At 68.4% G+C, this 11,926-nt stretch carries 10 protein-coding genes; 4 read left to right on the forward strand and 6 right to left on the reverse strand.

The window, feature by feature from the left end:
* Window positions 1-339: 339 nt before the first annotated feature.
* Genes OG900_23750 through OG900_23760 form a run of 3 tightly spaced genes read left to right on the forward strand, consistent with a single transcriptional unit; the run spans window position 340 to window position 4,360 of the window.
* On the forward strand, window positions 340-2,493 hold the full coding sequence (locus OG900_23750) for a helix-turn-helix domain-containing protein (GenBank protein ID WUH95891.1): 2,154 nt from the start codon (window positions 340-342) through the stop codon (window positions 2,491-2,493).
* Window positions 2,490-3,485, forward strand: a complete 996-nt coding sequence (locus OG900_23755) for a hypothetical protein (protein ID WUH92822.1) — start codon at window positions 2,490-2,492, stop codon at window positions 3,483-3,485. Before OG900_23750 ends, OG900_23755 begins: the two co-directional genes overlap by 4 nt.
* The gene (locus OG900_23760; GenBank protein ID WUH92823.1) at window positions 3,482-4,360 is read left to right on the forward strand and encodes a DUF6339 family protein; all 879 of its coding nucleotides are present in this window, start codon (window positions 3,482-3,484) and stop codon (window positions 4,358-4,360) included. Before OG900_23755 ends, OG900_23760 begins: the two co-directional genes overlap by 4 nt.
* A 17-nt stretch (window positions 4,361-4,377) precedes the next feature.
* Here the strand turns inward: OG900_23760 and OG900_23765 are convergent, their stop codons facing one another.
* The 5 genes from OG900_23765 to OG900_23785 all read right to left on the reverse strand — a co-directional run bounded on the left by OG900_23765 (window position 4,378) and on the right by OG900_23785 (window position 9,437).
* Window positions 4,378-5,757 carry a DNA cytosine methyltransferase gene (locus OG900_23765; GenBank protein ID WUH92824.1) on the reverse strand — a complete coding sequence of 460 codons (1,380 nt, stop codon included), beginning with the start codon at window positions 5,755-5,757 and terminating at the stop codon, window positions 4,378-4,380.
* Window positions 5,758-5,768: 11 nt separating this feature from the next.
* Window positions 5,769-6,764, reverse strand: coding sequence for a DNA cytosine methyltransferase (locus OG900_23770; protein ID WUH92825.1), 996 nt, complete (start codon window positions 6,762-6,764; stop codon window positions 5,769-5,771).
* Entirely contained in the window at window positions 6,761-7,162 is a 402-nt protein-coding gene (locus OG900_23775) for a very short patch repair endonuclease (protein WUH95892.1), read from the reverse strand. The genes OG900_23770 and OG900_23775 overlap by 4 nt, the downstream gene beginning before the upstream one ends.
* 438 nt (window positions 7,163-7,600) lie before the next feature.
* Window positions 7,601-8,452, reverse strand: coding sequence for an alpha/beta hydrolase (locus OG900_23780; GenBank protein ID WUH92826.1), 852 nt, complete (start codon window positions 8,450-8,452; stop codon window positions 7,601-7,603).
* Window positions 8,453-8,615: 163 nt separating this feature from the next.
* On the reverse strand, window positions 8,616-9,437 hold the full coding sequence (locus OG900_23785; protein WUH92827.1) for an alpha/beta hydrolase: 822 nt from the start codon (window positions 9,435-9,437) through the stop codon (window positions 8,616-8,618).
* 617 nt (window positions 9,438-10,054) lie between these two features.
* Here OG900_23785 and OG900_23790 point away from each other — a divergent pair.
* Window positions 10,055-10,855 carry an SDR family NAD(P)-dependent oxidoreductase gene (locus OG900_23790; protein ID WUH92828.1) on the forward strand — a complete coding sequence of 267 codons (801 nt, stop codon included), beginning with the start codon at window positions 10,055-10,057 and terminating at the stop codon, window positions 10,853-10,855.
* Window positions 10,856-10,985: 130 nt separating this feature from the next.
* Here OG900_23790 and OG900_23795 read toward each other — a convergent pair whose 3' ends face one another.
* Window positions 10,986-11,804, reverse strand: a complete 819-nt coding sequence (locus OG900_23795; GenBank protein WUH92829.1) for an IclR family transcriptional regulator — start codon at window positions 11,802-11,804, stop codon at window positions 10,986-10,988.
* Between the last annotated feature and the right edge of the window lie 122 nt (window positions 11,805-11,926).

Consider the following 11,926-nt stretch of genomic DNA (forward strand, 5'->3'; position numbering starts at 1 on the left):
TGCGGGATTGAATTTGGGTGCACTTCTCCCCCTGCCGCCCATTCCCCCGGGTTCGGGTTCCTCAGCGGGATGGATTTCCCATCGGTATAACGATAGGGCGGTCACGTGGCGGGTGCAAGCCGAACTGCCCCCTTCTTGAGGGGAGTTGATCGTTCCGGTTGTGGAGGGTCCCGCCCCGCGGGGAGATACCGCCCATTGCGGGCAAACTGGGCACCGAGTTGAAGCTGATGTGGCCGATCGAGCCGATCAACTACCGGTTGACGCTGCTGCGCTTGTCAAATTAGCCTCGTGGCGCGCACCATGCGGTCGGCATGGGACGCCGAGGAGAGCAGGTGGGGCGTGGAGACAGGTGAGGAGTTCGGGCCTTGGTTGGCCCGACAGCTCAAGCTCGCAGGAAAGACGCAGGCTGAACTGGCCGACGAGCTCAACCTGACTCGAGCCGCTGTGTCCGCATGGATCACCGGCCGGTCGACGCCTCGCCCGACCGTCATGGCGGACATCGCCAAGGCGCTCGACACGGATGTGGGCACGGTGCACACTCGCACCACGGACACCCAGGCCGGCCTCCCGGTCACCTGGTACCACCGCCCCGGTTACCACGACGGTGGCCGCGACCTGGGTAATGCCGCAGCCTTCGCCTTCGATGCCGACGTGCAGGTGCTCGCGCGAGAGACGTGCCAGAACAGCCTGGACGAGCGGCTGACGGCGAACGGCCGTCCGGTCAAGGTCCGCTACACCTTGCATGAGCTCACCGGCGAAGCCCTGGACGCCTTCCGTGAGGCGATTCTTTGGAACGATCTCTTTCCGCACTACTCCGCCGTCTCGGCGACCGCCGGTAACCAGAAGGTCGGTCGGGTCGTGGACGCCGGTGTCCGCGACATGTACGAGAAGGGCCGCTTGGTCCTGCTGCGCGTCGATGACTACAACGCCTCCGGGCTCATCGGTGACGATTACTCGGACGGCAAGTTCGCCGCCGTGGTCAGACGCCAGTTGGAGAGCCTCAAGTCCGGTCCCGGCGCGGGTGGCTCGTACGGCCTGGGCAAGGCGACGTTGTGGGCCTCCAGCGCCCTCGGGCTCGTGTTCATCAACTCCACTCTCTCCGTGCCTCACGAGGGACGTACCGAGCGACGGGTCATCGGCCGTCTCGAACTGCCCTGGCGTGAGGTCGACGGCGAGTCGTACGCGGGCCCCGCCTGGTTCGGGCGGCCTGATCCCGACTCGCCCGGCGCCATGGTCGCCCGTTCCTGGTGGGCGGACGAGGAGGCCGTGGAGAGCTTGTATCTGACCCGGGAGAACGACGAACCCGGCACGTCCTTCCTCATCGTCGGCGCGCACGATGTGGCCGGCCTCGCGACGAACCTCTCCGACCCTGACGACGTGCCCATCGGCGACGACGAGGGTGATGAGGACACGCGCGACATCAACAGGATGCACACAAGACTGGTCGAAGCACTGGGACGTGACTTCTGGGCCGCCATGACCGGCGGGGGCAGCAGGCTCCCCCTCCTGGAGGTCTCCGTCCGTGCGCTGCGGAACGGCAAGGAGGTCGTGGCGGAGCAACAGGTGGACCCGTCTGTCGAGCAGCCCTCCCGGACCCGCGCCCTGAGGGCGTACTACGAAGGCACCACGGTGAATCGCCTCACCGAAGCCGGGCAGGTGGCGGCGCGGAATGTCCCGCTGAAGCTGCCGTTGTCCGGGGGCGCCCATGGGACGTTCGGTACGCACCAAGCGGTTCTGCTCGTCACCGAGGCCGAGGGGGACGGGGACGGGGCGAAGAACCGGATGCACTCGCTGCGCGGCAACCGCATGACCGTCAAGAGAACCGTGGTTCCGAGGCTGCCGACCAATACCAATCCTTTCCAAGCCGTTCTGCTGGTGGGGGAGGCAGCCGGAGAGACGGCCCCCTTCGCGAAGGAGGCCGAGGAATTCCTGCGTGCGGCAGAACCTCCCGAACACGACCGTTGGGGGCAGACGGAGGAGCTGACGCTGCGGTGGTCGCCGTCCGCGTACCGGCGGATCAACGCGCTGACCGCCGAGGCCAACAACGCGGTGAGAGAGCTTGTCGCACGGCAGAAGCGCAGTGGCGGCGAAGGCGGTGAGGCCCTGCGCAAGGCGTTGACGGTGCGAACGAGGCCCAAGGCCAAGACACCCACCGGCCCGGTGGTTCCGGTTCTGGACGGGCTCGACGCGACGGTCGGCGACGGCGGGGAGTGGCGGATCACCGGCGAAGTGAGCATTCCGCGTGGCGACGAGATCGTTCCGATGGTGCCGGTGGCCCAACTGGACGTGCGCTCGGGGGGTCGTCCCAGGCTGGTCTGGGCGGAACTTGTGGGCGTCGAGGGCTGCGAGGCGGAGAACGGAACGCTGCGCTTCACACCCGGCGCGCGGCGAGCGAAGTTTCGAGGAACCACCGACGTCACCAGCCACGCGGTCAGGACCACTCTCACCCGTCTCGTTGTCGAACTCCGCGCCGGCAAGGGGAGTGACGCGTGAAGTTCTACCCGTACAAGCGGCTCAACCGGCCGGTCACGCTCAGGGTGACCTCGGTCTCCCTCAAGCTCGCCGACGGTACCCGCGACCAGTTGGAGACCACGGCGTACTCGACCCAACAGCAGGCTGTCGCGCTCGGCATCGCGGGCCACACGGACTGGGTGAGCGCCACGGTCGGTCTTTCGGCGACGCTGCCACCCGGGGCGAACGCGCCGGACGCGCCCTGGTCGGATCTGTGCGTCCTCGCCGTGCTGACGGACGGGGAGACCAACGTCCGTACTTCTGCGAATCTCACGCTCGACGCGGAGGGCGGCCGGGACTGGTCCGGCTCGCTGGAGGTGTTCCGTGACGATCACCTGGGTCGGGCCTCCCTCGCCGTGTACGCGGTCGGGACGGTGGACGGAGTGCGTGGACGGTCGATCGCCGAGACCGACCGGAACTGGATCATCGACACGGTTTCCGACGAGCCGGTCCATGGGCTCCGACTGGACGTCCTGAAGGCCTCGTTCAAGAGAAGCTCCCGGGAGTGGCTCCAGGCTTACGCCGACGCTCCCTGGATCGTGGACACCTCGGCCAGAGTCCCCATTGTGTTCGTGAACACCGATGTCGAAGGCGTCGTCGACCTGTTGGACAGCAGCGGCTCGGGTGTGGACAGCAAGGTGCGTGACCTTCTGGTCGCTCAGATGGCCACCGACGTCTGGACCGCGGTGTTTCACGGCGCCATCGGCGATCTGGAGGTGGAGCCAGGTGGCGGGCCGGTCTTCCCCACCGACTGGCAGGGTGAGGTGCTGCGGGAGATGCTCCCGGACGTGATTCCCGGCGTCCACGTAGAGGAGGCCCTACGGCAGGTCCATCGGCGGCGCACCGGCGACTCGGGCTGGGTGGAGCTGCAGACCCGTATCCATTACGCGGCGGTCCGCCGCACCGATGCGACCAGGGCGCTTGCCTTTGTCATCCGCAGTCTCGAACAGATGAACCGCGAGAGTGAGACGTGATCACCCAACCGAACCACGTACCGGAGCGCCTGGGGCTGCTCGCCACCTCCGCCGTCGATCCGTTCCTCACCGAGGAACTGCTCAAGGGCGAACAGGTACACGGCGGCATCGATCTCGCCAAGGTCATCGAGCCGCTCCCCGAGGACGACGCCAGGTGGTGGGTCGAGCCGATCCGGAGTCTGGTGGAAGACGCCATGTTCGAGTTCCGGGAGGAGCGCACCCGAGCTGACGCATGGCTCGCGCCACGACTCCATGCCACCTTGCGCCTGACGCGACGAGAGGCGGCGGACAAGCGCCTGTGGAACCACCTCGCTTTGGCCGTGGCCCCGGATTATGTGGTCTGGCGGAACCTGTCGGAGCCGACGGCGAACAGGCCGGAAAGGCGTGTTGCTGCCGAGCGCTTCCGCGGTCCCGCGGACCGTCAGTGTTTCTCCCGCCTGTGGTGGGCGGCCGAACTCTTCAGGAACGGGTCGGACTACGAGCCGGTCGAGGTCGCCTGCGGAAATCAGGACCTCATCCACACCGTTCTCCGGAGCGAATTGATCGATCACCGTCCCACCGCTCAGGCGTTGGTTCGTCTTCTGAAGAGCGGACAGGTCTCCGGCGGGCGCGAGGTCAACGGCCTCAGCGTCGCGATCAACGCGGCGGGAGCGACCTTGACCTACGACGTCCTCGCGCCGGACCTGCCCCGCGACCCCGCCCGTCTGCGGGACTGGATCGCGGAAGCGGAATCGGCGCCGCCGGTCCAGCGGTACGAACTCCCGAGTGGGCCGGACGAGGACCCTGTCCCAGAGGAAACCGTGGCCACGCTCACCAGCTACTTCGCGGAGCTGTTCGAGACTGCGCCGATCAGGGGCAGGAAGAGCGAGGATTGACCTGGGCCGGGCCCGGACTACTTCACCGATGTCTTCTTGCTCTTACGAGGACGCACGGAGGAAGGCGGCGGCACCTGGTCCGTGGGGCGCGGGCACCTGTCGGTGCAGGCGTCGGCGGCCCCGCAGCCGTTGCTTCGCAGCTTGGCCCGTTGTTCCTCCGTGGCCGGCTGCCACGGTTTCCCCAACGCCTCCAGGTCCCGCTCGGGGAGCCCTAGAGCGGCGCTCAGAAGGTGTGCACCGAACAGGGGTGGTACGGCGTTGCCCACCTGTTGGGCCTGCGCCGTACCGGACCACGGATAGTCCGGCGGGAAGCTCTGCAGCATCCCGGCCTCGTTCATGCTGAACCGCGCGCCCTCGTAGACGATGTTCTCGTCGCGGTGTTGAAAAACTACGAAGCGGCTGATTTTTCCGGTGACGGTAAAGGCGGGCTGCTGGTCGCTTCGTACGCCTCGGCGCCCCGGGTGACTGGAACTGCCGTAATTCGAGCGAACCAGGAACGGAGTGCGGCGCCCTGGATGTGAGCCGGCCGGATTCGCAAGGACATCGCCCATCGACTTCCAGGGAAGTCGGTCCTCGTCGCCTGTCGCCCGGTGTTCGCCGGTGGCGGGTTTCGTGCCGTCGTAGAGGGTGGGCTGGTGGGCCCCGCCCGCCGCCTGGCCGGGTTCGTTCTTCCCGTTCCTTCGGTTCCATTCCTTGGCTTCGTAGGAATGATGGGTCGGGGAGGGGAGGGAGGGCTCGCCGAATCCTTCACGCCGAGCGATCAGCACCGCGCGGGATCGCGTCTGTGGCACACCGTAGGTCTCGGTGTCGAGGACATCGACGACGACCTTGTACCTGGTCCCGTCGGGGAGCCCTGTCTCCTCCAGCACCTTGGCGTAGTGCTTCCACAGCGCCTCGACCTCGCGGACCTGCTCCAGGATGATGACGTCGTACGGGCGGTACTCCCGATTCGGGCTCCTGGTCGCCTGAATCGCATATCGGAGAGGTTCGAGGACCAACGCAGTGCGCGGATCGGTGAGGGTTTGCAGGTCCTCGTCGATCTTCTGGTCAGGCACGCCCGCCGTCAGCCGTTCGATGTACTTCTTGACCCGGTCCAAGGACTGGCGTCCGGCGCCGTGCCCGGCCACCGAGTACGTCTGGCACGGAGGGCCGCCTGCGAGGACGTTTATCTCCGGCGGTAGCGTCTCGAAGGAATTCCTGCGTACCGCGCTCACGTCGGCGTGAAGGGTGTCGAGCCCAGCCGCGTAACGCGTGAGGCACGCACTTCTGTCCCACTCGATACCGAGACTCGGGATGTCGAGTGCGTGCCCGGCGACATCCAGCCCTCCGGGTCCTGCGAAGAGGTCCAGGACAAAGGGCTTGTCGAGGATGGGCTGCTGGTGCGCCGAGCTGGTCATGTGGCCGAAGTCTAGCCGGCCGCGGGGACTCCCGGTTCCGCGTTCAACGCTTCGGCGACGGCTCGTCCCAACGACTCTCCGACCGGCGGCGGGGTCGCGTGCCCGATCTGACGATACCGGGCGGTCTTGAGTCCGGAGATCCGCCACTCTTCGGGGAAGCCTTGGAGCAGGGCGGTCTGGTCCACCGTGATCCTTACCAGCCCGTCGTCCCCGAGCGACGGATCCCACGTGAAGTCGGCGCCCGGTGGCTCGTTCCCGAACGACTTCGTGTAGACCCCCATGCGTCGCCACTTGGCCTTCGTACCGCTCGGCCCGAAATCAGGACCTCCGTGCGCCTTGGATCCGCCCACCAAGGTCGGCGCCACACTCGTCGCCTGGGCCGCCCAACGGTCGGCGTCCGGCCAGCCGCGGGAACGCATCGACGGTGCCAGCGCCTCTCCGACCGACATGTACTCGTGGACGGTGGAGCGGGGCGGTCGGAAGACACTCGCCCACTGCTGCTTCACGGCCACGAGGATGCCTTGCATACGGTCCTGGGGCACTCCGAAGTCGGAGGCGTTCAGGATGAACCAGGTCAGCTCGTAGCCGAGGTGCTCCAGCTCTTTGTGGAGGAAGTCCCGTACAGGCGCAAGGGAATCCTGGTCGACAAAGGTCGGCATGTTCTCGATGATCAGTGCGCGTGGTTGCACGGCGTGGACCAGGTAGGCGGTCGCCTCGATGAGACGCAACTCGGTGTCCGAAGACCGGCGCTTCACCGTCGCGCTCGACTTCACCCTGGGGAGCCCAGCGGCCAGCAGATCGACGTCGTACACCTCAGGGTGGTCCACGGGGTCGAAGTCGAGAAGGTCTGCTTTCAGCACGTTCCAATGCGGCCGGTTGGCTCTGAGCGTGTCGCAGGCAGACGACTCGTTGTCCAGGAGGAGCCGCGGCGTGAATCCCGCTCGTTCCAGTCCCAGAGCGAGTCCACCCGCCCCCGAGCACACGTCGACGAAGCTCAGTCCGCTCAACGATTCCTCCCCCGACCCCGCTGGGTCTTCCGCCGCTCCACCGCCGCCGCCACACGGAGTGCCACGTCTTCCGGTGCTTCATGCTCCCAGAAGCGCAGTACCTCCCAGCCGGCCGCTTCCAGGTGCTCCGTGGTCTCCGTGTCGCGCGCCATGTTGCGGTCCAACTTCTGTCGCCACCACTCTGCGTTCGACTTCGGCTGCGTCGCGTGTTCGGGGCAGCCGTGCCAGAAGCATCCGTCGATCAGGACCGCTACTTCGACCGAGGTGAAAGCCACGTCGATCCGGCGCCGCGCCATTCCTGGCACCGGGTACTCCACGCGATAACGCAACCCCGCCGCATGCATCAGGCGTCGGACCAGCAGTTCGGCGGCCGTGTCTTTGCTCACCTGGCGGCTCATGCGTGCGGAGACGGAGGGCGACGACGGCTTCATCGTGCTCAAAGCGGCTGTGCCTCACGATCGTGGCTCGATCCGAAGACGGTCCAGTCCGTACGGTCGAGTCGCCGGACTACGGCTGTCGCGTCGATTTCATCACGGGGACGGGCGCCGGCGCATGGCATTCCGCCTCGGTCCCAGTTTAGTGGCTGTGTCCACGCCACGCCGGAGGGTCTCGGCGCGCTCTTCCGCCCCATGAGCCACCTCGACCGGTCCCGCAAGGAGCACGGCTTCCCTGTGCGTAGGTCCGGGCCTGAATCCCGGAGGCGGTTCCACGGTGAACCCCAGGTCAGGTATCTGACCTGGGGTTTTTGCCGTCCGCGGCCGGGTGGATGTGCCTCACTTCGACGTGCCGGCTCCGGGGGCACGTCACTGCCTCGAAGTGGCCGATCGGCCCGGTGGTCAGTCGGTCGCGTGGGCGGCCTGCTCGATGAGGGTGGTGACGGTGCCGGGGTTGGTGAGCTGGGCGGCGTGCGGGGTGTTGGCGGTGGTGATGTGGCCGTGGGCGCGGGTGGCCATGAAGCGTTCGGTGGCCGCGGGGATGAGGTGGTCGTCGTTGGACACCAGGAACCACGAGGGAATGGTCTTCCAGGCGGGGGCGCCGGAGCGGTCCTGGAGGGCCTGCAGGGTGATGGGGTGCTGTTCGGCGGCGAGTGCGGCCGATTCCTTCTTGCCCAGGCGGTTGCTCAGGAAGAGGTCGCGGTAGTGATCGGGCTTGGTGTAGAGGTCGAGGCCGGTGGTGCCGTCGGCGGAGGTGAAGGGGACGGCGCTGAGGGCGGTGGGGAGGGGGGCGTCGGGGTCGTCGGTGATGTGGGTGCCGGGGTACTTCGCGGTCAGATCCTGTGCGCTCTCACCCTGGTCGGGGGCGAAGGCCGAGACGTAGACGAGCGCTTTGACGTCGGTGTTGCCGGTGGCGGCGTTGGTGATGACGGAGCCGCCGTAGGACTGGCCGACCAGGACGATGGGTCCCGCGATGGTCTTGAGGTACGAGCTCAGGTAGGCGGAGTCGCCGGACAGGCTGCGCAGGGCGGTGGGCGGGGCGACGACCGGGTAGCCGTCGTTCTGGAGCTTCTTGATCACGCTGTCGAAGCTGTCCGGCTCGGACCAGGCTCCGTTGACGAGGACGACGGTGGGCTTCGGGGCCGAACTGCCGGTGTGGGACGGCGCGGCCGACGCCAGAGTGGTGACGCCGGCGGCGAGTGCGACGCTGGTCGCGCCCAGTACGGCGATGCGGAAAGTGCGGGGCTTGGGCATGTCTGTCTCCTGGACTCGTTATGCGGTGGTCGTCGGGTGGAAGAGGGCGCGTTCCGCACCGCTGGTGCGGAACGACGGTGAGGGGTACGGCGGGGCGGCCGGGAGCCGGCGGGCCGTGGCGGCCGCGGCGGCCGTGTGGAGCAGGACCGCGGCGGCGCCGTGGTCACACGCGGGCGGTGGCGTGTTCCTCCGCCCAGTCCAGGGCGTGGTCGGCGACTTCCTCCCAGCCCTGCTGGCCCACGATGAAGTGCGAGCGCCCGGCGAATTCCCGGTAGTCGGTGACGGCGGGCGACTTCCGGTAGAGGCGCCGGTTGGCCTTGTTCACCTTCGGAGGGACGATGTGGTCGGCCTCCCCGGCGATGAACAGGAGCGGGGCCCGCCGGCTGTTGCGGAAGTTGATCCTGGTGGCAGCCCTGGGGTTGAAGTTGGCGAAGGCTCCCTGAAAGAGAACGCGGGCCGGGCCCGGGGCGGCGTACCGCTCGTAGTGGGCCGCCGACTCGGTCTCGGTGAGGGTGTTGGTGACGGCGTAGTGGAACTGCTCCGCCGTCAGCTGGACCGCCTTCTTCCTGTTGGCGGGGTTGCCCAGGACCGGCCAGGTCGACCTGAGGGTGGACAGGGGCAGCGGAAGCACGCCCTTGACGGCTGCCGAGTCGATGGCGACTCCGGCGCGGCCGAGTCCGCGGTCGAGCAGGATCTGCACGACCGCGCCTCCGAAGGAGTGGCCCATGATGATGGGCGGGTGGCCCAGACCGCGGATGATCGTCTCGTAGTGGTCGGCCACCTCCCGGAGGCCGACCCCGGCGATGCCGGACGGGTCGCGCCGCAGGTCCTCGACCTCGCGGTCGAGGCCGGGCCACGCCGGGGTGATGACCCGGTATCCGCGGGCCTCGTAGTGGTGTCTCCAGCCCTCCCAGCTTCGTGGCGTGACCCACAGGCCGTGGATGAGCACGATCGTGCCCGCCGAGTCGCTGTCTGTGCCGCTCATGCGGATCTCCGTGTCTGAAGGGGTTGTGGTCATTCCGGCGGTGTGCGCGAAATCCGGCGCCGGGGTCTTCACGGCGGCGACGGAGGTTCCCTCCCGCCCGCTCTTCCCGCCTTGCGGGGGAGAGCCGGACCGCCGCGGCCGTGGCCGTGAGTCACTCCCGGCACCTTTTCGGCCGGCCGGTCCAAAGCCGCGACCTCAGAATTCCCCGGCGCGCTCGGCGCCGCATCGGTCGATCGACCACTGCTTTCGCCAGGTGCTCGGCAGTCGTTCGTCCGACCGCCGCATACGCGTGAACTCCCCGCGTACAAGTACGGACCGGCCCCGCCGCCCCCTCCCGGGGAATCGGGTCGCGGCAAGCGCCTCCCGGGCGGTCCGGCTGGGGAGGGACCCCGGGATCCACGTCCCGCGGACAGCTCTCCGAGGCGGGGCGACCTCCGGTCGGCGCCGCGTCCGCCGCCCGGAACCGGTGTCCTCGGGCCGGCTGCGGCGGGGGCCGCGGGAAGCACAGTCAAGACCACCGTCATTCGACGGAGGCGGGTGAACCCGGCCCGCCTCGACGCTGGCGACGTGGTCAGTTGCGTCCCACACGGGCCGAGCGGGCACCGCTGAGGAGTCTGATGTCGAAGATCGTTCTTGTCACCGCGGCATCCACCGGACTCGGGGCGATGACGGCGTTGGCGCTGGCCGGCGCCGGTCACACCGTGTACGCCGGATTCGGGCCCGCCCGCGACGTGCTGCCCGGTGATCTCACCGCGCTGGGGGACCGCGTGCTGTCACAGGACGCGCGGCTCCACCCGCTCGGGCTCGACACCGCCGACCAGCTCTCGGTCTCCGCCGCGATCGGCGAGGTCACCAGGCGTTCCGGCCGTATCGACGCGGTGATCCATGCTCTCGGTCCTGTACCGCGGGGACCGGTCGAATCCTTCACCCCCTACCAGCTGGCGCAGATATACGACGCGCACGTGCTCTCCAGCCAGCGGGTGAACCGTGCCGTACTGCCTGCCATGCGCGAGCGCCAGGACGGGCTGCTCATCTGGGTGGTGCCTTCCCTGCGCCGTGCCGACGCGACGCCCTACCTCGCGCTGCATTCGGAGGCCGTCACAGTGATCGACCACCTGGCGGCGAGCTACGCGAGGGAGCTGGCCGGCTTCGGCATCGAGGTCTCCACCGTCACGTGCGGATCGCTCACAGCCGACATCGGCCGGCACCCGGGTCTGATCCATCCCGACGACACGGAGACGTTCGCCGCCTACGACGTGCGGCATCCCGGTCTTGTGGACAGCGTGGACACGGCCCTCGCGCGCCAGTCCGCCGACGAAGCGGACATCGCCCGGACGGCAGAAGCCATCGTGGAGGTGGTGAACCATCCGAGGGGGAGCGGTGGGCGCCGAATCAGCATCGGCGCACCCCGCCAGTGACCGGCGCACCCCCCTGGACCGGCGCCCCCGCCAGTGACCGGCACACTCCGCCAGTGACCGACGCGCACCGCACCGCCCACGCCACTGGACGACCTGTCCGGCCGCGCCGGCTCGGCGCCCGTACCGGTGGCTACGGGCTGCTTCGCGGCGGGAAAGGGCCGGCGAGAGCTCGCGAGATGCTGCGGGCCGTCGCGCGCACGGAAGGAGCGACGTCCTGAACGGACCGCGTGCCGGATCGGAAGCAGAGGGAGACCGCCGCCGCCACGGAGTCGTCCGGCCCGTAGATCGGCGCGCCCACGCAGTGGATGTCAGGGCCCATCATCCGATCGCTGGAGGAGTAGCCCTGCCTGCGGACCGCGGCCAGAAGGGACCGGTACAGGCCGGGATCCGTGACGGTGCTCCCGGTATAGCGGGGAAGCGGGCCTCTCAGGTATTCCTCGCGTACGTCCTCGGGGGCGTGGGCGAGCAGCACCAGTCCCGCCCCCGTGGCGAAGGTGCCGAAGCGTCCGCCCGCCCGGCTGATGACCTGCGGGGCGCGGGGCGCGCTGAGACGTTCCAGAATGACGACGTCCAGGTGATTTCGCACCGAAAGGTGGATGTGCTGCTGCTTCGACGCGTCGTAGAGATTCTGGAGGAACGGCAGGGCGATATCCCGAATACCGTGGCCGCGCGGAGAAAGGGCGGCCAGCTCCCAAAGTCGCAGACCCACTCTGTAGCGGCGGTCGGGGCCGCGCTCCAGCGCCCCCCAGGCGACGAGTTCGGCGGCACGGCGATGGACGGTGGGAAGCGAGAGTCCCGTCCGCCGCGACAATTCGGTGAGCGTCAGCGCGGGGGTCTCCTGCGAGAAGACTTCCAGCAGGGCCAGAATCTTCCCGGTCACCGACACGCCGCTCTCGCCTGGCACCTTTCCCCGCCTCTCGCGCGTGGTCGTCTTCTTTTGGATGCCCACTCGAAACCCGTGGTCAACGGCGTCGCCACGGCGGCGCCGGAACGCCCCTGAAGCCTCAGGGCAGCTCAATCCTACAACGACACCTTTGCTCCAGCGGTGTGCTGCGGCGGACGGTGGACTCC

This window comes from Streptomyces sp. NBC_00433, from assembly GCA_036015235.1.
In the GTDB taxonomy this organism is placed as follows: domain Bacteria; phylum Actinomycetota; class Actinomycetes; order Streptomycetales; family Streptomycetaceae; genus Actinacidiphila.